Origin of the sequence: Streptococcus pasteurianus (assembly GCF_004843545.1) — a bacterium.
GTDB classification, from domain to species: Bacteria; Bacillota; Bacilli; order Lactobacillales; family Streptococcaceae; genus Streptococcus; species Streptococcus pasteurianus.
The window spans coordinates 1263431-1284664 of sequence record NZ_CP039457.1 but is presented as its reverse complement, the minus strand read 5'-3'; the positions used below and the strand labels follow the sequence as shown (position 1 = coordinate 1284664).

21 protein-coding genes and 2 tRNA genes are annotated in these 21234 nt (G+C 37.5%); all 23 read left to right on the top strand.

The genetic code is table 11. The annotated features are described in order from the left end of the window. Positions 1-60: 60 nt before the first annotated feature. The 23 genes from E8M05_RS06790 to E8M05_RS06675 all read left to right on the top strand — a co-directional run bounded on the left by E8M05_RS06790 (position 61) and on the right by E8M05_RS06675 (position 21229). Positions 61-651 carry a TVP38/TMEM64 family protein gene (locus E8M05_RS06790; RefSeq protein ID WP_003065335.1) on the top strand — a complete coding sequence of 197 codons (591 nt, stop codon included), beginning with the start codon at positions 61-63 and terminating at the stop codon, positions 649-651. Between the two features lie 18 nt (positions 652-669). Further along, positions 670-1419 (top strand): class I SAM-dependent methyltransferase, encoded by a 750-nt coding sequence (locus E8M05_RS06785; RefSeq protein ID WP_003065331.1) that lies wholly within the window; start codon positions 670-672, stop codon positions 1417-1419. Positions 1420-1595: 176 nt separating this feature from the next. Next, on the top strand, positions 1596-2003 hold the full coding sequence (locus tag E8M05_RS06780) for a hypothetical protein (RefSeq protein WP_003065328.1): 408 nt from the start codon (positions 1596-1598) through the stop codon (positions 2001-2003). Positions 2004-2031: 28 nt separating this feature from the next. Further along, positions 2032-2289 (top strand): hypothetical protein, encoded by a 258-nt coding sequence (locus E8M05_RS06775; protein ID WP_003065325.1) that lies wholly within the window; start codon positions 2032-2034, stop codon positions 2287-2289. 266 nt (positions 2290-2555) lie between these two features. Next, entirely contained in the window at positions 2556-2828 is a 273-nt protein-coding gene (gene rpsP / locus E8M05_RS06770; protein WP_003065322.1) for a 30S ribosomal protein S16, read from the top strand. Positions 2829-2852: 24 nt separating this feature from the next. After that, positions 2853-3101, top strand: coding sequence for a KH domain-containing protein (locus tag E8M05_RS06765; RefSeq protein ID WP_003065320.1), 249 nt, complete (start codon positions 2853-2855; stop codon positions 3099-3101). Between the two features lie 234 nt (positions 3102-3335). After that, positions 3336-3407 (top strand) — tRNA-Gln (locus tag E8M05_RS06760). Between the two features lie 30 nt (positions 3408-3437). After that, positions 3438-3509, top strand: a tRNA-Glu gene (locus E8M05_RS06755). Between the two features lie 81 nt (positions 3510-3590). After that, positions 3591-4109 carry a ribosome maturation factor RimM gene (rimM, locus tag E8M05_RS06750; RefSeq protein WP_012962097.1) on the top strand — a complete coding sequence of 173 codons (519 nt, stop codon included), beginning with the start codon at positions 3591-3593 and terminating at the stop codon, positions 4107-4109. Beyond that, complete coding sequence (gene trmD, locus E8M05_RS06745; RefSeq protein ID WP_003065312.1) at positions 4099-4836, top strand: tRNA (guanosine(37)-N1)-methyltransferase TrmD; 738 nt, start codon at positions 4099-4101, stop codon at positions 4834-4836. The genes rimM and trmD overlap by 11 nt, the downstream gene beginning before the upstream one ends. Positions 4837-4887: 51 nt before the next feature. Continuing rightward, positions 4888-5400 carry a GrpB family protein gene (locus E8M05_RS06740; protein WP_003065310.1) on the top strand — a complete coding sequence of 171 codons (513 nt, stop codon included), beginning with the start codon at positions 4888-4890 and terminating at the stop codon, positions 5398-5400. Continuing rightward, positions 5401-6411, top strand: a complete 1011-nt coding sequence (locus E8M05_RS06735; RefSeq protein WP_136596454.1) for an NAD(P)/FAD-dependent oxidoreductase — start codon at positions 5401-5403, stop codon at positions 6409-6411. It abuts the gene before it with no gap. A 250-nt stretch (positions 6412-6661) separates the two neighbouring features. Then, entirely contained in the window at positions 6662-7411 is a 750-nt protein-coding gene (locus E8M05_RS06730) for a DeoR/GlpR family DNA-binding transcription regulator (protein ID WP_003065305.1), read from the top strand. Continuing rightward, positions 7408-8319, top strand: a complete 912-nt coding sequence (gene pfkB / locus E8M05_RS06725) for a 1-phosphofructokinase (RefSeq protein WP_003065304.1) — start codon at positions 7408-7410, stop codon at positions 8317-8319. Before E8M05_RS06730 ends, pfkB begins: the two co-directional genes overlap by 4 nt. Beyond that, the gene (locus tag E8M05_RS06720; RefSeq protein ID WP_003065302.1) at positions 8316-10286 is read left to right on the top strand and encodes a PTS fructose transporter subunit IIABC; all 1971 of its coding nucleotides are present in this window, start codon (positions 8316-8318) and stop codon (positions 10284-10286) included. The genes pfkB and E8M05_RS06720 overlap by 4 nt, the downstream gene beginning before the upstream one ends. Positions 10287-10502: 216 nt before the next feature. Further along, positions 10503-12737 carry a 5-methyltetrahydropteroyltriglutamate--homocysteine S-methyltransferase gene (metE, locus tag E8M05_RS06715; RefSeq protein ID WP_003065299.1) on the top strand — a complete coding sequence of 745 codons (2235 nt, stop codon included), beginning with the start codon at positions 10503-10505 and terminating at the stop codon, positions 12735-12737. Between the two features lie 13 nt (positions 12738-12750). After that, complete coding sequence (locus E8M05_RS06710; protein ID WP_136596453.1) at positions 12751-14607, top strand: bifunctional homocysteine S-methyltransferase/methylenetetrahydrofolate reductase; 1857 nt, start codon at positions 12751-12753, stop codon at positions 14605-14607. A 282-nt stretch (positions 14608-14889) separates the two neighbouring features. After that, a complete protein-coding gene (locus E8M05_RS11535; protein ID WP_003065296.1) occupies positions 14890-15114 on the top strand; it encodes a hypothetical protein in 225 nt (74 codons plus the stop codon). A gap of 600 nt (positions 15115-15714) precedes the next feature. Next, on the top strand, positions 15715-16701 hold the full coding sequence (locus E8M05_RS06700) for an aldo/keto reductase (RefSeq protein WP_003065290.1): 987 nt from the start codon (positions 15715-15717) through the stop codon (positions 16699-16701). Positions 16702-17037: 336 nt separating this feature from the next. After that, complete coding sequence (locus E8M05_RS06690; protein ID WP_041973158.1) at positions 17038-18801, top strand: 1-deoxy-D-xylulose-5-phosphate synthase; 1764 nt, start codon at positions 17038-17040, stop codon at positions 18799-18801. 405 nt (positions 18802-19206) lie between these two features. After that, positions 19207-19875, top strand: a complete 669-nt coding sequence (locus E8M05_RS06685; RefSeq protein ID WP_003065287.1) for a glucosaminidase domain-containing protein — start codon at positions 19207-19209, stop codon at positions 19873-19875. Between the two features lie 125 nt (positions 19876-20000). Then, positions 20001-20381: a DUF1149 family protein gene (locus E8M05_RS06680; protein ID WP_003065285.1), complete on the top strand. Its 381-nt coding sequence runs from the start codon at positions 20001-20003 to the stop codon at positions 20379-20381. Next, positions 20381-21229: a DegV family protein gene (locus E8M05_RS06675; RefSeq protein WP_003065283.1), complete on the top strand. Its 849-nt coding sequence runs from the start codon at positions 20381-20383 to the stop codon at positions 21227-21229. Before E8M05_RS06680 ends, E8M05_RS06675 begins: the two co-directional genes overlap by 1 nt. Positions 21230-21234: the final 5 nt, after the last annotated feature.

Here is a 21234-nt window from a genome sequence, read left to right as displayed (position 1 = left end):
TTAGACATTTAAAGAGCTGTCACCAGCTCTTTTTTTGAGAATAATGGAAGGGGTGATGTTATGTATGACACTTTAAAAAGAGTGATCAAGTTTTTAGGAATTTTTTCTATTATGCTAACCCTTTTGTGTTTGGTTTATCTTTTTAAACATTTAGATATTTTGAATAACCCTCATGCTTTAGCGGATGCTTTACGAGGTCATCTCTTTTGGGGAAGTATTATTTTTCTTCTGTTGCAAATTATTCAGGTGATTATTCCGATTATTCCAGGTGGGGTGACAACGGTAGTTGGTTTTATGGCTTTTGGTCCAATACTGGGCTTTATTCTCAATTATGTTGGCATTGTTATTGGGAGCATTATTCTTTTTCTATTAACACGCCGCTATGGGAAGCCATTTATTTTGCTATTTATGGAGGAGAAATTATTTGCTCGTTATGAGCGAAAATTAACGTCATCAACTTACGAAAAAGTCTTTGCTTTAAATATGGCATCTCCCATTTCGCCTGCGGATATTTTAGTTATGGTAACAGGCCTGTCAAAGATGACATTTAGGCGTTTTCTCTATATCATTCTGCTTTGTAAACCTATTTCTATCGTGGCTTATAGCTATTTCTGGATTTACGGTGGTCATTTCATTAAATCTTTTTTGTAATTTTGCTATAATAAAAGCATGACTATTGCGATTACGACAAGTTTGCGGGAAAATGTTGCTCTGCGTCAGCGAGCGCAAGCTATTGGCGAAAAACTTCATTTACCTGTTATTGAACGACGAAAACAATCAGTGACAAAGCTTTTACAGTCTAGAGAAGCGCTTCTTTTGGTTTATGAAAATGAGCTGCGCTTGGTCAATCAAGATGGTAGTGAGTTTGCTTTTCATCCTGATACTGCTATGTTGCGTATCAAGAGTGGGCATGACGCTTTATTGGCGTTATTGGGTGATGACAAGTTACAAATTCTTGATACAACGATGGGGCTTGCTAGCGATAGCATTGTTATGGCTTCAGCAGGCGATAATGTAACAGCGATAGAAAGCAATCCTCTTATCCACTTTATCGTTTCGGATGGCTTGACAACTTATTCATCAGAAAATCAACGATTAACAGCTGCTATGCGTTCCATTAAAACTTATTGTGCTGACAATATTACTTATATGAAATCGCTGTCTGATAAGTCATTTGATGTAGTTTATTGCGACCCAATGTTTTCTGATAGGATTTCAGAATCTAAAAACTTAGATGGTTTACGACAATTTGCCAATCCTAGCCCCTTATCTGATAGGTTTTTGATAGAAGCAAAGCGCGTGGCAAGAAAGAGAATTATTATAAAAGCCCATTTTAGGGATGATGTTTTTGAAAAATTTGGCTTTAAAAGGATTGTCAGACCCAATCAAAAATTTCATTATGGCATTATTGAGCTGTGACACGATAGTCAATAATGGAAGAGAGATTTGAGAGAGCTTGAAAGAATTGTTTCAGCTCTTTTTGTTTTAAAAATAATATTTTCAGATAATTATTATGCTTTTATACAATTTGATGCTATTTTAAATAAAAATATATTTACGTGAGTTACAATATAGATTTTTAGAAAGAGAATAAAATGAAAAGAAAAGTTGTTGCTTCGCTAATGTCATTAGCATGTCTTGTAATTGATGTTTTGGAAATAAATCAACTCAAAAATAAAAACGTGGTTGCTGACGATGTTGAAGTCAAGTCCTGCGAGACATCAAGTGATAATACGACCATAAATCGTTTAATCACGGTTTGGAAAGGAAAATCGCGAGAAGCGTTTGATAACTATTCTGCAGATTATTCGGACGAGCAGCGTATTGTTGCCGATGAAGAAGGTGGTATTTTGGCTTATGTTGATGGTTACGGTGATGAGGAAGAACTACAAATTAGTTATATTCAGTACGAAGACGGAAGTGTTCATGAGCTTGATTTAGAAGGCCCAGAATCAACGACAGTTGGCGAAGCTCGTCAGGTCTTATATCAATATTTAAAATAAACTAAGGAGAAGCTATGAAAAAAGAATCATGTTACCAATTGTTGGTGCTTTAGTGATTGTATCCGTTGGCACAGCTAAAACAATTGTGTCTGATGAATTGACAGCGTTACTTCCTAAAACTGTTGCCGAACCGATTACTTTACAGCTTGCTGAGGAGGAATATCAAAAAGATAATAGTTTTGTGGAGTTTTTGGATACTTATTGTTCAGATACTGATTTTGTCATTGGTTATCCTGATGAAGTGGGCGGAGGATTTTTGTTTAAAGACAAAAGTGAGTTCAGCTGATGAGCTATTGGTTGGATAACTTTTGGACGATGATGGCAATATTGTCTATCGAGATAATCAAGCAGTAACCGTTGCGGAAATAAAAGAAGCTATTTTGCAATCTCAACAATAATGCGCTCCTGCTTATTTTTAACCTTTCAAAAAAATTTAAAAGGTGTCAAGAAAAAAACTTGACACCTTATCTTTTTATGATATAATAAGTTAAGTTAGTTAGTAGCAGAGCTATTAACCAAAACAAAAAAATATAGAAAAGAGACTTTATACTAATGGCAGTAAAAATCCGTTTAACTCGTATGGGTTCTAAGAAAAAACCTTTCTACCGTATCAACGTAGCTGATTCACGTGCTCCACGTGATGGTCGTTTCATCGAAACAGTTGGTACTTACAACCCACTTGTTGAAGAAAACCAAGTAACTTTGAAAGAAGATCGTGTTCTTGAATGGTTGTCAAAAGGTGCACAACCTTCTGATACAGTTCGTAATATCCTTTCACGTGAAGGTGTTATGAAAAAATTCCACGAATCAAAATTCTCAAAATAATAGAGTACACTAAGAAGAAAGCCTATGGATACCATTGAAAATCTTATTATCGCTATTGTGAAGCCTTTGATTTCACAACCAGATAATCTTACCATTAAAATTGAAGATACACCTGAGTTTTTAGAATATCATCTTGATTTGGATGCACAGGACATTGGTCGTGTTATCGGTAAAAAGGGTCGTACCATTACAGCGATAAGGTCGATTGTCTATTCGGTACCAACTCAAGGTAAAAAAGTGAGACTCGTTATTGATGAAAAGGGAGAAGAGTAGTGATTTACTACTCTTTTTCTTGTTTTTTGGGGGGAGAAGTGTCATATTTATTGGAACTTGTTATTAGAAAATCTGAGATTGCAAATCATCATTATACATTTTGAATGCTGACTAATGCGATTTAAACGTTAGCTTTAGTACTTTCAAAACGTTGGTAATCAAAATTTTTTCAAAAAAATTTAAAAAATGTATTGACAGAGAGTCAAATCTACGATAGAATATATCTTGTTGTTTTGGGGTATAGCCAAGCGGTAAGGCAAGGGACTTTGACTCCCTCATGCGTTGGTTCGAATCCAGCTACCCCAGTAAACCTCATTGGTTTTATACATTGATTTTGGTCCGTTGGTCAAGGGGTTAAGACACCGCCTTTTCACGGCGGTAACACGGGTTCGAATCCCGTACGGACTATCTTGACCAGTTGCAGAGCGCAGCTGGTTTTTTCATTGCTATCATGGTACAATGGTAAAGACTAAGTTAAGTGGAGTAAACATGAATTATTTTAATGTTGGAAAAATTGTCAACACACAAGGTCTCCAAGGTGAGATGCGCGTGTTGTCTGTGACGGATTTTACAGAAGAACGCTTTAAAAAGGGTTCAAAATTAGCGATTTTTGATGATAAAGACCGTTTTATTATTGAAGTTGAGATTGCTAGTCACCGTAAACAAAAGAATTTTGATATTGTTAAATTTAAAGGCATGTATCATATTAATGATATCGAAAAATACAAAGGTTGTACTTTAAAAGTTGCTGAGGAAAATTTATCTGACCTTGATGATGGTGAATTTTACTATCATGAAATCATTGGACTTGATGTTTATGAAAATGATGTTTTGATTGGTCAAGTTAAGGAGATTTTGCAACCTGGTGCTAATGATGTCTGGGTAGTGAAACGTAAAGGAAAACGTGATTTGTTACTTCCATACATTCCACCAGTTGTGCTTAACGTGGATGTTGCTGGCAATCGTATTGATGTTGACGTTTTGGAAGGACTTGACGATGAAGATTGATATTCTAACGCTCTTTCCAGAAATGTTTTCACCGCTTGAGCATTCGATTGTTGGTAAAGCTACTGAAAAAGGTCTGTTGGAAATCAACTATCATAATTTCCGTGAGAATGCAGAGAAGGCTCGTCATGTTGATGATGAACCATATGGTGGCGGTCAAGGAATGCTTTTGCGAGCACAGCCGATTTTTGATACCATTGATAAGATTGACGCTAAAAAGCCACGTGTGATTCTCTTGGACCCAGCAGGGCGTAAATTCGATCAAAGCTACGCTGAAGAATTAGCACAAGAAGATGAACTAATTTTCATTTGTGGGCATTATGAGGGCTATGATGAACGCATTAAAACCTTGGTTACCGATGAGATTTCTTTGGGCGATTTTGTTTTGACTGGTGGAGAATTGGCTGCGATGACGATTGTTGATGCGACGGTTCGTTTGATTCCTAATGTCCTAGGAAAAGAAGCTAGTCATCAAGATGATTCTTTTTCATCAGGGCTTTTGGAATTCCCACAATATACGCGCCCATATGATTTTCGTGGTATGAAAGTTCCAGATGTGTTAATGAGTGGGCATCATGAGAATATCCGAAAATGGCGTATTGAGCAAAGTTTGCGTAAGACGTTAGAACGTCGTCCAGATTTATTGGAAAATTATGTTTTTAGCAAGGAAGAAGAAACTATTTTTCGAAAGATTCTCGCAGAGAAAGACGCGAAAGCTAAAAATATGTGATATAATAGGAGGCATGCGGACTGTATGTCTCTTTATTTTTGAGGAGGTTTCATGCGGACAGAAGAGGTGATTGTTCTTTCCTATCAAGAGAGTTGGAAAGATAATTTTGAAAAAATTGCGCAAGAGTTACGTGCTGTTCTTGGCGAGTTAGCTACTAGAATTGAGCATGTTGGAAGCACAGCCGTTGAAGGATTAGCAGCAAAGCCAATCATTGATATTGATGTTGTGATTGCTCAAGAGACGGCTTTATCTATGGTCATTGAAAAATTAGCAAGTATTGGATATGTTCATGAGGGAAATCTAGGGATTGAAGGCAGGGAAGCTTTTGCTTATTCTGGTAAAGAGCATTTGCAATGTCATCATCTTTATGTTTGTCCTGAAAATTCACTTGAGTTGAAACGGCATCTTGCTTTTCGTGATTATTTGCGCAGTCATCCTGGTGCAGTTGCGATTTATGGAGCAACAAAAATGAAAGCAGCGCAGCTATTTCCCAAAAATATCGAAAGTTACATGGCTTATAAAACATCAGTCATCGAAAAAATTTATAAGGAGTTGGAAAAATAAATGTCAGAAAATCGTGAAATATATGATATTACCGTTATTGGTGGTGGTCCTGCAGGGCTTTTTGCTGCTTTTTATGCAGGTATGCGTGGTGTTTCAGTGAAAATTATTGAAAGTTTGTCAGAACTTGGTGGGCAACCAGCTATCCTTTATCCTGAAAAAGCCATTTATGATGTGGCTGGTTTCCCTGAAATCACAGCAGCAGAGTTAACTGAAAATCTTATCAAACAATTAGAACGCTTTGAAGACCAAACAACGATTTGTCTTAAAGAAGAAGTTAAAACTTTTGAGAAAGAGGGCGATGTTTTCACTATTGAGACCAATAAAGGTCAACATTTTTCACGTGCGATTGTTATTGCTTGTGGTAATGGTGCATTTGCTCCCCGTACGCTTGGTTTAGAAGGGGAAGAAGAATACGCTGACAACAACCTTTTCTACAATGTTCATAAATTAGACCAATTTGCTGGCAAAGACGTTGTTATCTGTGGTGGTGGTGATTCTGCCGTTGACTGGGCAAATCATTTGGATGGCTTGGTTAAAAGCGTGACAATCGTTCACCGTCGTGATGCTTTCCGTGCTCACGAACATAGCGTTGAAGTGCTTAAACAATCAAATGTGAAAATCATGGCACCGTACGTACCAGTTGCTTTGGACGGTGATGTTCAATTTGCTAACAGTTTAACGATTCAAAAGGTTAAATCAGATGAAACTGTTGAATTGCCATTAGATGCTTTGATTGTTAGCTTTGGTTTTTCAACATCAAATAAAAACCTTAAAAATTGGAACGTTGATTATAAACGTTCAAGCATTACGGTTTCGCCATTGTTTGAGACAAGTCAAGAAGGTGTTTATGCGATTGGTGATGCCGCTGACTATGAAGGTAAAGTTGCTTTGATCGCCTCTGGTTTTGGTGAAGCTCCAACTGCGATTAATCAAGCGATTAAATACATTTACCCTGACCGTGATAACCGTGTGGTGCACTCAACATCATTGATTAAAGACAAGGAAAAATAAAACAAAATTCTTATTACGGGTGTGAACTGCACACCAAAAGTTAGATAGATAATTATTGAAAGGATTTAGTTCTGTATTGCACAGGCCTGAGTCCTTTTAGTTTGTGCCAAATTTGCCGATAGTCATTATTTTCCTGCTTTTGAAAGTACTCCAACTAACTAGTGAAAAAATGATAGAATTTGATAGAAAATGCTTGACAATGGCAGAAAAAATAGTATAATTTTATCTGGAAACGATTTCAGTGGAGGTGATGAACATTCTTAAGTCTAAACGAAAACAATTAATTATGGAAAAATTGTCTCATGATAAATTTGTTAATCTTGAGGACTTAGTTAGCATGCTAGATACCTCGGAGTCCACTGTTCGTCGCGATTTGGATGAATTGGAGAGTGAGCGTAAGCTCCACCGAGTCCATGGTGGCGCAGAACTCCCTCCCTCACTTCAAGAAGAATTTACCAATCAACAAAAATCTATCAAAAACATTCAAGAAAAAATGTTAGTCGCTCAGAAAGCCGCTGATTTGATTGCTGATAATGAAGTTATTTTCATTGATGCAGGGACGACAAATGAGTTGCTACTCAACTATCTCTCCCAAGATAATTTAACGGTAGTTACCAATTCCATTCACCATGCTGCCAAATTGGTTGATAAAAACATTCAAACGATTATTATTGGCGGCCATGTCAAAAAAGCAACGGATGCTAGTATTGGAACGGTTGCGTATGAGCAAATCAAACAATTAAATTTTGATAAGGCTTTTTTAGGAATAAATGGTGTCGATGAGCAATTCTTAACAACACCTGATGTTGAAGAAGCGGTCATCAAGAAAACGGTTATTGAAAATGCCAGAAAAACATTTATTGTTACAGATTCATCAAAGATTGGTCACATTTCTTTTGCTAAGGTTGGTAAGGTTGAAAATGTCATTATCATTACCAATCAATCTAGTGGAGCACTGATGAAAAAAATAAAAGAAAAAACGAGGGTAATTGAAGTATGATTTACACAGTCACTCTTAATCCATCTATCGACTTTATTGTTCGCTTGGATAGTTTAGCACTTGGAAGTGTTAACCGCATGACTAGCGATGATAAATTCGCTGGTGGTAAAGGGATTAATGTTAGCCGTATCTTGAAACGTCTGGATATTGAAAATACAGCCACAGGATTTATCGGTGGATTTACAGGGCGTTTTGTGAAAGATGGCTTGGTAGATGAAGGTATTGCAACAAAATTTGTTGAAGTTTCTGAGGACACACGTATTAATGTCAAGGTTAAAGCGGGTGAAGAAACAGAAATTAATGGTGCAGGTCCACACATCTCAACAGAAAAACTTGAGGAATTAGAAGCTATTCTTGCTAGTCTTTCAAGTGAAGATACTGTTGTTTTTGCAGGTTCAGCACCAAGTAGCCTTGGAAACCAAGTCTATAACACATTGATTCCGATTGCTAAAAAAGCCGGTGCAGAAGTTGTTTGTGATTTTGAAGGACAAACACTTTTAGATTCCTTAAACTATCAACCACTTTTGGTGAAACCAAATAATCATGAATTAGCTGATATTTTTGGTGTTGAATTAAACGGTCTTGCTGATATTGAAAAATACGCCCGTGAAATTCTCGCTAAAGGTGCTAAAAACGTTATTATTTCAATGGCTGGCGATGGTGCATTGTTGGTAACACCAGAAGCAGCATACTTTGCAAAACCAATTAAAGGTATTGTCAAAAATTCTGTTGGTGCAGGTGATTCTATGGTTGCAGGATTTACAGGCGAATATGTCAAATCTGGCGACCCAATCGAAGCTCTTAAATGGGGTGTTGCATGTGGAACAGCAACAACATTCTCAGATGACTTGGCAACTGCCGAATTCATAAAAGAAACTTATCAAAAAGTAGAGGTAGAAAAAATATGAAAATTCAAGACTTGCTCAGAAAAGATGTCATGATTCTTGATTTGAAAGCAACTTCAAAAGAAGCGGCGATCGATGAAATGATCACAAGCCTTGTTGAACACGGTGTGGTAACTGATTTTGATACTTTTAAACAAGGTATCATGAACCGTGAAGCGCAAACATCTACTGGTTTAGGTGATGGTATTGCCATGCCTCACAGTAAAAATGCAGCTGTTAAAGAAGCGACTGTTTTGTTTGCTAAATCTGCTGCAGGTGTTGATTATGAAGCATTGGACGGTCAACCAACTTACCTATTCTTCATGATTGCAGCACCAGATGGCGCAAACGATACTCACTTGGCTGCTCTTGCTGAATTATCAAAATATCTTTTGAAAGATGGCTTTGCTGATCAATTACGTCAAGTGACATCAGCTGACGAAGTGATTGCAACATTTAACGCAGCAGAAGAAGATAACAAAGTAAAAGAAGAAGCGAAAGTTGCTCCAGTTTCAGATGATAAACCACTTATCGTAGCTGTTACGGCTTGTACAACTGGTATTGCGCACACTTACATGGCAGAAGAAGCCCTCATCAAACAAGGTGACGAAATGGGTGTCACGGTTCGTGTTGAAACAAATGGTGCTTCAGGTGTCGGTAATCGTTTGACTGCTGATGAAATTGCGCGTGCAAAAGGTGTTATTATTGCAGCTGATAAAGCCGTTGAAATGGCACGTTTTGATGGAAAAGCATTAGTATCACGTCCAGTTGCCGATGGTATTAAAAAATCTGAAGAATTAATCAATATCATTCTTGATGGTAAAGCAGAAACTTACACAGCTTCAGCTGGTGAAGCTTCGTCTTCAAGTGATACTAGTGAAAAATTAAGCCTTGGTGCTGCATTCTACAAACACTTGATGAGTGGTGTTTCTCAAATGTTGCCATTCGTTATTGGTGGTGGTATCTTAATTGCTATTTCATTCTTGATTGACCAATTTATAGGGGTTCCCAAAGATCAGCTGAGTCATCTTGGTAACTATCATGAAGTAGCTGCAGTTTTTAATCAGCTTGGTAATGCAGCTTTTGGCTTTATGATTCCGGTGTTTGCTGCTTACATTGCCTATTCAATTGCTGAAAAACCTGGTTTGGTAGCTGGGTTTACAGCTGGTGCTATTGCAACCTCTGGTCTTGCTTTTGGTCGTATCTCATTCTATAGTTTAGAAAGTGCAGCAAACCTTGCTGATAAACAAATTGCTTCAGGTTTCCTTGGTGCTCTTGTTGGTGGTTTCTTAGCTGGTGGTGTTATTCTTGTTCTTAAGAAAGCTCTTGCCTTCTTGCCAAAATCACTTGAAGGTATCAAATCAATCCTCCTTTACCCACTTCTTGGTGTGTTGGTAACTGGATTCTTGATGCTCTTCATCAACATTCCTATGGCTGCTATTAATAGTGCACTTTATGATTTCCTTGATAGTTTGTCTGGTAGCTCTGCTATTATCCTTGGACTTATCCTTGGTGGTATGATGGCAATCGATATGGGTGGACCTTTCAATAAAGCCGCTTATGTCTTTGGTACAAGTAGTCTTACTGCAGCAGCTCTTTCAAATGGTGGTTCAGTTGTTATGGCGGCTGTTATGGCCGGTGGTATGGTTCCTCCTCTTGCAGTCTTTGTTGCAACACGTTTGTTTAAAGATAAATTTACAGCTGAAGAACGCGATGCTGGTTTAACAAATATTGTTATGGGACTATCGTTCATCACAGAAGGTGCAATTCCATTTGGTGCTGCTGACCCTGCTCGTGCTATTCCAAGCTTTATGGTTGGTTCAGCTGTAACAGGTGCTTTAGTAGGTGCATTTGGCATTAAATTGATGGCTCCTCATGGTGGTATCTTCGTCTTTGCATTAACAAGCAACTGGATTCTTTACCTTGTTGCTATTGTTATCGGTGCTATTATTTCAGGATTACTATTTGGTGCCCTTAGAAAAGCTAAATAATAAATTTTATTAATCTAACATTGAACTCCTTCGGGAGTTCTTTTTGTTATAGTTAAAAACTATAATAAATTCTAAATGTATAGTTAAAAACTATATCAGTCCATAAAAAGATAGAATGGTGAAAAGTGTTGAAAAAAGGATTATTATCCTTTACAATCTTAATTATAAAAATTTAGCAGGTATAGTTTAAAACTAATATTGTTATAGGAGGTAACTATGGTAAAGGTTTCGAATTTGGGTTATCCGCGTTTAGGTGAAAATCGCGAGTGGAAAAAATTAATTGAATTTTATTGGGCAGGGGATATTTTACAAGAAGAGTTACGAGCTCAAGCTAAAGATTTACGTCTTGAATTTTTGAAAAAACAAGCTGATGCAGGGCTTGATTTTATTCCTGTAGGTGATTTCTCACTTTATGACCATATCTTGGATTTGTCAGTACAATTTGGTGTGATTCCAAAACGTTTTGCTAAAGAAGAAATCAACCTTGATTTGTATTTTTCAATTGCGCGTGGTAATAAAGACAACGTTGCTTCATCAATGAAAAAATGGTTCAACACAAACTATCACTATATTGTTCCTGAATGGTCTGGTGTTAAACCACAATTGACAAATACACGTTTGCTTGACTTGTATTTGGAAGCAAAAGAAGTGGTTGGCGATAAAGCTAAACCAGTTATTACCGGACCAATTACTTATGTGGCTCTTTCATCTGAAGTTGGTGATTTCACAGTTGCAGTGAAAAAATTATTGCCACTTTATAAACAAGTCTTTGTAGAATTGGTTGAAGCAGGGGCAACTTATATTCAAGTTGATGAGCCAATCTTTGTGACAGATGAAGGGGCTGACCTTTTAGAAGCAGCAAAAGATGTTTATGCTTATTTTGCCAAAGAAGTGCCAGAAGCTAAATTGATTTTCCAAACTTATTTTGAAGCCTTGATTGATGCCAAAGATTTGTCAGAGTTACCAGTAGCAGCTTTTGGTCTTGATTTTGTTCAGGGGTTTAATGAAAACCTGGAAGCTATTGAAGCAGGTTATTTTGCGAATAAGGAAGTTTTTGCAGGTGTAGTTGATGGACGTAATATCTGGGCAACAGATTTTGTTAAGACATCAGCATTGCTCGAAAAAATTCAAGCCAATGTAAAAACACTTGTTGTTCAACCTTCTTGTTCACTTCTTCATGTGCCAGTAACGACTAAAAACGAAACAGAACTCGAACCAGTTCTTAAAAATGGTTTGGCATTTGCGGATGAAAAATTGCAAGAACTCAAATTGTTGAGCCAACGTTTAGACGGTGAAGAATCTGATGCTTACAAACAACACGTTGTTGATTTTGATGCTTTGCAAGCAGCTGATTTCCGTAATGTAACATTGGAAAATTTGGATGATGTTGCTACTGAACGTGTTGACTATAAAGTTCGTCGTCAAGTGCAACAAGAAAAACTTGGTTTGCCAATTCTTCCAACGACAACAATCGGTTCATTCCCACAATCACCAGAAGTTCGTCGTACACGCTTGGCTTGGAAACGTGGCAATATTTCTGATGTGGAATATGAAGATTTCATTAAATCAGAAATCGCACGTTGGATTCAAATTCAAGAGGATTTGGACATTGATGTGCTTGTACACGGTGAATTTGAACGTGTGGACATGGTTGAATTCTTCGGTCAAAAACTAGCTGGTTTCACAACAACAAAACTTGGTTGGGTTCAATCATATGGTTCTCGTGCTGTTAAACCACCAATCATTTATGGAGATGTTAAACACATTCAACCGTTGACTGTGCAAGAAACCGTTTATGCTCAAAGTTTGACTGACCGTCCAGTGAAAGGAATGTTGACTGGTCCAATCACTATCACAAACTGGTCTTTTGAACGTTCTGACATTTCACGTGCTGATTTGTTTAACCAAATTGGTCTTGCTATCAAAGATGAAATTAAATTGCTTGAAGATGCAGGTATTGCCATTATTCAAGTGGATGAAGCAGCGCTTCGTGAAGGTTTGCCGCTTCGTAAGAGCAAACAACAAGCTTATCTTGATGATGCTGTTCATGCTTTCCACGTAGCAACATCATCAGTGAAAGAAGAAACACAAATTCATACGCACATGTGTTACTCTAAGTTCAATGAAATCATTGATTCTATTCGTGCTTTGGATGCAGACGTTATTTCTATCGAGACAAGCCGTAGCCATGGTGACGTTATTGAATCATTTGAAACAGCTGTTTACCCACTTGGAATTGGTCTTGGTGTCTATGATATCCACTCTCCACGTGTACCAACTAAGGAAGAAGTTATTGCTAACATTGAACGTCCGTTGCGTCAATTATCACTTGAACAGTTCTGGGTAAACCCTGACTGTGGTCTTAAAACACGTCGCGAACCAGAAACAGTAGCGGCACTTGAAGTTTTGGTGGCTGCAGCCAAGGAAGTCCGAGCTAAATACGGAAAATAAGAAAGGTTATGCTATGTCACGATTATTAGAACGTTTAAAAACAGATATTCTGGTAGCCGACGGTGCTATGGGAACTCTTCTTTACGCCAATGGTCTTGACAATTGCTACGAAGCTTATAATCTTACACATCCAGATAAAATTTCAGCCATTCATCATGCTTATCTTGAGGCAGGGGCAGACACTATCCAAACCAATACCTATGCTGCTAAACGTCATCGTCTGAAAGGCTATGCTTATGATGACCAAGTTAAGGAAATCAATCAGGCTGGTGTTAAAATTGCTAGGGAAGCTGCAGGTGATGATGCTTTTGTTCTTGGAACTGTTGGGGCTCTTCGTGGACTTAAACAATGTAATTTAACTCTTGATGAAATTATTGAGGAGACTTTGGAACAAGTCGGGTATTTGATTGAAACGAATCAAATTGATGGTTTGCTTTTTGAAACTTATTATGATGAAGAAGAAATTATCGAAGTTTTAAAAGCTGTTAGACCAATAACTGATTTGCCAATTATCACTAATATTGCTCTCCATGAAGCTGGAATTACAGAAAATGGTCGTCCTTTAGTTGAAATTCTGGGAAAATTAGTCATGTTAGGTGCTGATGTGGTTGGCTTGAATTGCCACCTCGGTCCCTATCATATGATTAAGTCACTGAAACAAGTTCCGCTTTTTGCTCAGTCTTATTTGTCTGTTTATCCAAATGCTAGTTTGTTGTCTTTTGTTGATGACAATGGCAGCGGTCAGTATGGCTTTAGTCAAAATGCTGATTATTTCGGAAAAAGTGCAGAACTTCTTGTGGCAGAAGGTGCGCGTTTGATAGGTGGTTGTTGTGGAACAACGCCTGACCATATCAGAGCGGTAAAACGTGCTGTTAAAGGATTAAAACCTGTTGAACGAAAATTTGTGACACCAATGGTTGAAGAAGTAGAACTTATCAAAGCAGCTAAACAATCAGAGACATTGGTAGATAGGGTCAAAAGAGAAGTTACAATTATTGCGGAGTTAGACCCACCAAAGACGCTTGACATTGCGAAATTTACGGAGGGGGTAAAAGCCTTAGACAAAGCAGGAATTTCAGCCATTACCTTAGCAGATAATTCGCTAGCTAAGACGCGAATTTGTAATGTTAGTATCGCGGCTCTATTGAAAAATGAGATTTCGACACCGTTTCTTTTGCATTTATCTTGCCGTGACCATAATATGATTGGTTTGCAATCGCGACTTTTGGGAATGGACGTTTTAGGATTTAATCATGTCCTTGCCATTACGGGAGACCCGTCAAAAATCGGTGATTTTCCTGGTGCTACAAGTGTTTATGATGCCACAAGCTTTAAATTGTTAGCACTCATAAAACAGCTCAATAAAGGTCAAGGATACAGTGGAGCCAGTATCAAGAAAGAGGCCAATTTTACAGCAGCTGCGGCTTTTAACCCAAACGTCAAAAATCTATCACGCTGTGGTCGTTTAATCGAAAGAAAAGTAGCGGCAGGAGCAGATTATTTCATCACACAACCTGTTTTTAACACAGAGATTATTGATGGATTAGCCGATTTAACACGAGATTATGAAGCGCCATTTTTTGTAGGTATCATGCCGATTACAAGCTATAATAATGCTATTTTTCTTCATAATGAAGTTCCTGGTATCCAACTATCAGATGAGTTTTTAGCAAAATTAGAAGCTGTTAAAGGTGATAAAGAAACCTGCCAAAAATTGGCTTTGGAAGAAAGTAAACAATTAATTGACCGCGCTTTGGAGCATTTTAAGGGGATTTATCTCATCACACCATTTATGCGCTATGACTTGACAGTTGAGTTGATTGATTACATTCACCAAAAAGTTGAGTTAAAAAATCAAAGAATATCTTAAAAATTGAGAATGGGAAAGCTGGGACGAAAGTGCCCAGCTTTTTTAGCTGCGAGATATGGTGATTGGCCTTTTAAAATCTGAAGATGAGAGCAAAAGTGGAGAAAAATATTTTTTGAGTTGTTTTGGCTAGAAGCGTTATAGCAGTAAATTTTCATCGTTTTTTGTTATAATAGACACAAATAAATTAAGGTTTAAGGGGAAGAAAGATAGTTTCGATGAAGTACAAATTGGGTAAAATAGTTTAACCAATATTTTATTGCGGAAGAATGGTCAACGAATTTTGTGCCACTTATTTTACCAATGGCTTTTATTTCTCTGTTTCTTTTGTTGCAATATGTGATTGCGTATTTCAATACTAAAGCAGAAGCAGACCGTAGTTTGATTTGTCAATATTTTGGGAATACGTTCTCTGACTTTGTTTATTTCAATTTTTTACCTTATCAGTTCGGGCTGATTTTGCCGGTTTATGGTGTGCTGTTAATGTGGATTTTACTTAATCCCAAATAAGGTCATGTCTCATAGAAAAGGTGCACTATTAATTTTCTGCATTTGGTTGGAGGCTTATCACTTCTGGTGAAATGATTATCGGCATAGCCCCGTATTTTTCAGTGGATAATTTGTCTGTGGCTTCTTTCTTAATTTTCATCATTGTAACCAATCTTTTTATGGTGTATATTATTGAAATTGATCACATGATGGATGTCAGCCAAAACCGTGTGATAGGAAATGGTGCAAGCTACTATTTTCAGTTTACCTTCTTATCTTGGTATATTACTGTTTGATGCATTTTTACATCAGCATAATAATAAATCAAGTCATCAAAATACCAATAGGCTTTATGGGGTTGAATTTGGTATGCCAATACTAGGATTGCTTTTAAGTTTCTTGATGCTTCAATCCGCATTTGCTTTAATTGCAATTGCTTGTCTTGTGACACTTATCATGATTTCCTTTAACTTAAAACGAATTTAATGTGAGAGTTTATCAGTTTTTGGGGGTGATAAACTTTTTTATTTTTTAAAATAATGTTTTCACTTGACTTAGAGTTAACTCTAAGGTGTACAATGAAAGCGTTCAGAAAAAATTGAAATATCTTGGAGGTTTCGTATGGAATACACAAAATTTGGAAATACAGGTCTTGAAGTGTCAAAATTGTGCCTTGGTTGCATGAGTTTTGGTGATGCTAGTCTTGGTTTTCATTCTGGTTGGCTTTTAGATGAAGAAAAATCACGTATCATCATTAAGAAAGCTTTAGATTTGGGTATTAACTTTTTTGATACAGCAAATGTTTACGGAAAAGGAACAAGTGAGGAATATCTTGGTCGTGCTATTCGTGATTTTGCGGACCGTGATGAAGTGATTATTGCCACTAAGGTTTTCTTTGGTGATGGTTTACACGAGGGACGAAATACAACTGGTTTGTCACGAAAAGCAATTTTTAGCCAAGTTGAAGCTAGTCTTAAACGTTTAGGAACAGATTATATTGATGTGCTTTACATTCATCGTTGGGATTATAACACACCGATTGAAGAAACTATGTCTGCACTTAATGATTTAGTGCGCTCTGGTAAGGTGCATTATCTTGGTGCGTCAGCAATGTATGCTTGGCAGTTCCAAAAAGCGCAGTATGTGGCTGAGAAAAATGGTTGGACAAAATTTTCAGTCATGCAAAATCATTACAATATGCTTTATCGTGAGGACGAACGTGAAATGATTCCGTTTTGTAAAGATTCAGGTGTTGGTTTAGCGCCTTATAGTCCTTTGGCAGCAGGTCGCGTGGTGCGCGATTGGGATGCGGATACTGCACGTAGTAAGACAGATGAAACAGCCAAAATGAAATACGATAGCACTGAAGAACAAGATAAGGCTATCGTAGCGCGAGTGGCAGAAGTTGCAGAAAAATACGGTGTTACTCGTGCTCAAGTTGCTCTTGCTTGGCTATGGCAAAAAGGGATTGACTCACCGATTGTTGGAGTGACAAAAGAAAAATACTTAGATGATTTCATGGGTGCTTTTGACGTGACTTTGACAGATGACGATATGGCTTATTTGGACGAAAAATATTTACCACATAAAATCGTTGGTGCTTTGTAGGGTGATTTTTAAGCTTTGCTTTCGGTTCAAAGCGAAAGGAGAAAGTGATGCCCACATTGAAATGGATAATTTGCTGAAAAATCCTGTCAAGGGGCGTATTTTATCAAGCGAAACGTCAATTAATAGTTGGTTGGCAGATAACGGTCTGATTAGTTAGTTTATTATTATTGAAAAAAATTAAAAAAGTATTTGACTTGGAGTGCACTCTATGGTGTATGATAGCATTACTTGCAAAAATTAGTGAGTTTTTAGCTAATTTTTGAAGATATAAATCAATTTGAGAACAGAATGTTATGAAACTTTTCAATTGATTCTTAGATGAAAGAAGGAGAATTTATGGTATTTGAAACAATTTCATCACCACAAGATTTAAAACAATTATCACGTGAAGATTTGCACCGTGTTGGTGATGAAGCACGACAAGCGCTTCTTGAAAAAACAAGCCAACATGGTGGACACAACGGACCAAACTTTGGTATGGTTGAAATGACAGTTGCTATGCACTATGTCTTTAATTCACCAGTAGATAAATTCATTTTTGACGTGTCACATCAATCATACGTTCATAAAATGTTGACTGGGCGTGCGCAAGCTTTTCTTGACCCAGCGCATTATGATGACGTATCAGGTTACACAAATCCTAAAGAAAGCGAACACGACCTCTTCACAGTAGGTCATACGTCAACATCATTGTCACTTGCTTCTGGTGTGGCTAAAGCGCGTGATTTGAAAGATGAAGCTTATAATGTTGTGGCGGTTATTGGTGATGGTTCTCTTTCAGGTGGTATGGCGTATGAAGGGCTAAACCAAATCGCAACAGAAGGGACAAATACGATTGTCGTTATTAACGATAACGACCAATCAATCGCTGTTAACCCAACTGGCGGTATTTACACAGCACTTCGTGACTTACGCGAAAGCAACGGTCAAGCTGATAATAATCTTTTTAAAGCTCTCGGTTTTGATTATCATTACCTTGACGCAGGAAATGATCTCGACCAATTGATTGCTTTATTTGAAGAAGTCAAAGACGCTAGTCACCCAGTTTTGCTACACATTCATACGCAAAAAGGATACGGTGTGTCATTCATGGAAGAAAATCGCGAAGCTTTCCATGCAGGTGGACCATACAATCCTGAAACAGGAGAATATCTTGGTGGTGCAGGTGCTGCTGAAACATACAATAGCATTACAACAGATTTTGTCTTAAATAAAATCAAAAATGACTCAACAGTAGTTGCCGTCAATGCAGGAACACCAATGTTTATGTTGAGCCAAGACCAACGCAAACAAGCAGGTAAACAATTTGTTGATGTAGGTATTGCTGAAGAAGAAGCAGCTACAATGTCAGCTGGGCTTGCTAAAAACGGTGCAAAACCAGTCTGGTATGTTGCCTCTACATTTATGCAACGTACTTATGACCAATGGTCACATGACATCGCTTTGAATAATTTGCCAGTAACAGCTCTTGTTTACATGGCGTCTGTTAGCTCTTTGAACGACGAAAGTCACCTCGGTTTCTTTGATATTCCATTCTTAGCTCACATTCCAAACGTGGTTTACATGGCACCAACAAGTAAGGAAGAACATCTTGCCATGCTTGATTGGGCAATTGAGCAAAAAGAACACCCAGTAGCTATCCGCATCCCAGTTGGTCCACTTCGTGAAACTGGTATTGCAGACACAACGGATTACTCGATTCTTAATAAGAACCAAGTGACTCAAAAAGGTAGTCAAGTAGCGCTCTTTGGTCTTGGTAATTTCTACGGATTGGCAGAGGAAGTTGCTAAAGAACTGGCTGACAAACATGGTATTACAGCGACAATTGTTAATCCAAAATTCATCACAGGATTGGACGAAGAATTGCTTGATAGTTTAGAAGCTGAGCACCAAGTCGTGGTTACTTTGGAAGACGGTATTTTAGAAGGTGGCTACGGTCAAATGATTGCAAGTTACCTTGGTGATACGGAAGTTAAAGTCCAAAATTACGGTGTTGAAAAAGCCTTCCATGACCGCTACAATGCGCAAGAATTGTTAGCAGAAAATGGCATTACTGTCGAAAATATCGTTAACAACGTTTTAAAAAATTTGGCAGAATAAAAACTTTTCAGTGTAAGTAACAGTCAACATGATAAAAGGCAAAACTTGCCTTCCAAGAAGCTGAGACCAAGTGCTCAGTTTCTTTGTTTATGCAGTTACAAATCTGTAAGACGCAGTGGTTTGGACTTTAACAATTCAGAAATAGATTGTTAAAGGTCGCTGTCAAGGCATATTAAAACAGCGCTTGTCACCTTTGGTTAATTTAGATTTCCCATGCTCAATTGATTAGGCACTTTTTAATATTTGCTTTGTAAGCTAGATTTCCAACCTCAAACAATCAATTACTGGGGTCTAATACGCTGATAATCGGCACTCTTTTGGGTGCTGATTTTTATTTTTGACAACAGTTATCAGTCTCTTTTTTATTAAAAATTTGTTATACTGGAAGGTGAATTTGCGAAAGGATTGACAGATTTGACAAAAACAAGAAAACGCAAGATTAGAAAAAAAGCGAGAAGTCATCGTCGGCAGAAAAAAGTTCCTAAATGGGCTTTATATGGCATGAGTTTGTTGGCGGTTTTAGCTTGTGTCACCCTAGTGATTTTTACTTATCAAGCGCAAGAAGCAGATAATACGGCAACTGCTGACACCACAAGTCCTACTACAATACCTGACCAAATAACGATAAATTTTATTGAAAGTATTGGCGAAGCCGCACGGCAAATTGCTGCGCAAAATGACCTTTATGCTTCGGTGATGATTGCGCAAGCGATTCTAGAGTCAAACAGCGGTCAATCAGCTCTTAGTCAAGCACCTAATTATAACTTTTTTGGCATAAAAGGGGACTACAATGGGCAATCAGTCACGATGAAAACGTGGGAAGATGACGGAAGTGGTAATGCTTATACCATTGATGCCCAATTTCGCTCGTATAGTAGCCAAGCAGAGTCATTGGAAGACTATGCCCAATTTCTCCAAAAAGATATTTATGCTGGTGTGCATAAATCAAACACAACTTCCTACAAGGATGCAACCAAAGCTCTTACAGGTACCTATGCTACGGACACTTCATATGGGACAAAACTTAATCGACTGATTGAACAATACGGACTTACTGTTTATGATAGTTGGTGAGTGTGACTTTTTGTATTTTTCGATAAAAATAATGTTCAGTATTATTTCAAACTTCAAAGAAAAATGTGCAAAATATAGGCTATTTATGCTATAATGAATGGTGATATACAAAATAGGAGACCAGTATGGAATTAGTACGCGAAAAAGAATTTGTAAACCAGTACCATTATGATGCAAGAAATCTCGAATGGGAAAAGAAAAATGGTACACCAAAGACTAATTTTGAAGTGACGTTTCAGTTAGTAAGAAAAGATACAGAAAACAACCAAACGATGATTGTATCAGTATTACAATTTACGGTTGTTAAAAAAGAATTCGTTATTAGTGGTGTTGTTTCACAAATGGTTCACATTAAAAAGCGTATTGTTAACGAACCAAGTGAATTCACCAAAGAAGAAGTTGAAAATTTAGCCGCACCGCTATTAGATGTTGTACAACGTCTAACATATGAAGTAACCGAAATTGCCCTGGACCGTCCAGGGATTAAATTGGAGTTTAGAAACTAATGAAATTAGCAGTTATTACAGATACAACCGCAGTTTTGTCAGATGACATCAAACAAAAAGAGAACCTTCACATTTTGGATATTCCAATCATGATTGGTGAGATTAGCTACCTTGAAGGTAAGGATTTGAGCTTAGATGATTTTTATAAGAAAATGGCAATGTCGCCTGTTCTTCCAAAAACAAGCCAACCAAGTTTGGCAAAATTAGACGAGATTTTGTCACAGTTGTCTTCAGAAGGTTATACACACGTTATCGGTTTATTCTTATCTTCAGGAATTTCAGGATTTTGGCAAAATATTCAATTTCTAGCTGACGATTATCCCGAATTAACCATTGCTTTCCCAGATAGCAAAATTACATCCGCACCTCTTGGTAGCATGGTAAGAAACACATTGAATTGGGCAGAAGCTGGTGTGGATTTTGATGATATTTTAGCTAAATTGCAACAGCAAATTGACGGAACAAGTGCTTTTATCATGGTTGATGACTTGAATCACTTGGTAAAAGGTGGGCGTTTATCAAATGGCTCCGCACTTATCGGAAATTTACTTAGTATCAAGCCAATTCTTTATTTTAATGACGAAGGTGTTATTGAAGTTTTCGAAAAAGTGAGAACTGAGAAAAAAGCTATCAAGCGTTTAGTTGACGTTTTGTCTGAAGTGACTGTTAACGGTGATTACGAAGTTTTCATCATTCATTCACGAGCTGAAGAAAAAGCGCAACAGTTTTATCAGACTTTAGCTGACAGAGGTCAGGCTGAAAATCTTAAAATTGTCACATTTGATGGCGTTATTGCTACTCATTTAGGGGAAGGCGCAGTTGCATTTGGTTTCACACCAATTGTTTAAGTGTT

What these genes read in the sequence shown, in the direction of transcription:
- E8M05_RS06790 (WP_003065335.1), top strand. Translation starts at nt 61, where the DNA reads ATGTATGACACTTTAAAAAGAGTGATCAAGTTTTTAGGAATTTTTTCT.
- E8M05_RS06785 (WP_003065331.1), top strand. Translation starts at nt 670, where the DNA reads ATGACTATTGCGATTACGACAAGTTTGCGGGAAAATGTTGCTCTGCGT.
- E8M05_RS06780 (WP_003065328.1), top strand. Translation starts at nt 1,596, where the DNA reads ATGAAAAGAAAAGTTGTTGCTTCGCTAATGTCATTAGCATGTCTTGTA.
- E8M05_RS06775 (WP_003065325.1), top strand. Translation starts at nt 2,032, where the DNA reads ATGTTACCAATTGTTGGTGCTTTAGTGATTGTATCCGTTGGCACAGCT.
- rpsP (WP_003065322.1), top strand. Translation starts at nt 2,556, where the DNA reads ATGGCAGTAAAAATCCGTTTAACTCGTATGGGTTCTAAGAAAAAACCT.
- E8M05_RS06765 (WP_003065320.1), top strand. Translation starts at nt 2,853, where the DNA reads ATGGATACCATTGAAAATCTTATTATCGCTATTGTGAAGCCTTTGATT.
- rimM (WP_012962097.1), top strand. Translation starts at nt 3,591, where the DNA reads ATGAATTATTTTAATGTTGGAAAAATTGTCAACACACAAGGTCTCCAA.
- trmD (WP_003065312.1), top strand. Translation starts at nt 4,099, where the DNA reads ATGAAGATTGATATTCTAACGCTCTTTCCAGAAATGTTTTCACCGCTT.
- E8M05_RS06740 (WP_003065310.1), top strand. Translation starts at nt 4,888, where the DNA reads ATGCGGACAGAAGAGGTGATTGTTCTTTCCTATCAAGAGAGTTGGAAA.
- E8M05_RS06735 (WP_136596454.1), top strand. Translation starts at nt 5,401, where the DNA reads ATGTCAGAAAATCGTGAAATATATGATATTACCGTTATTGGTGGTGGT.
- E8M05_RS06730 (WP_003065305.1), top strand. Translation starts at nt 6,662, where the DNA reads ATGAACATTCTTAAGTCTAAACGAAAACAATTAATTATGGAAAAATTG.
- pfkB (WP_003065304.1), top strand. Translation starts at nt 7,408, where the DNA reads ATGATTTACACAGTCACTCTTAATCCATCTATCGACTTTATTGTTCGC.
- E8M05_RS06720 (WP_003065302.1), top strand. Translation starts at nt 8,316, where the DNA reads ATGAAAATTCAAGACTTGCTCAGAAAAGATGTCATGATTCTTGATTTG.
- metE (WP_003065299.1), top strand. Translation starts at nt 10,503, where the DNA reads ATGGTAAAGGTTTCGAATTTGGGTTATCCGCGTTTAGGTGAAAATCGC.
- E8M05_RS06710 (WP_136596453.1), top strand. Translation starts at nt 12,751, where the DNA reads ATGTCACGATTATTAGAACGTTTAAAAACAGATATTCTGGTAGCCGAC.
- E8M05_RS06700 (WP_003065290.1), top strand. Translation starts at nt 15,715, where the DNA reads ATGGAATACACAAAATTTGGAAATACAGGTCTTGAAGTGTCAAAATTG.
- E8M05_RS06690 (WP_041973158.1), top strand. Translation starts at nt 17,038, where the DNA reads ATGGTATTTGAAACAATTTCATCACCACAAGATTTAAAACAATTATCA.
- E8M05_RS06680 (WP_003065285.1), top strand. Translation starts at nt 20,001, where the DNA reads ATGGAATTAGTACGCGAAAAAGAATTTGTAAACCAGTACCATTATGAT.
- E8M05_RS06675 (WP_003065283.1), top strand. Translation starts at nt 20,381, where the DNA reads ATGAAATTAGCAGTTATTACAGATACAACCGCAGTTTTGTCAGATGAC.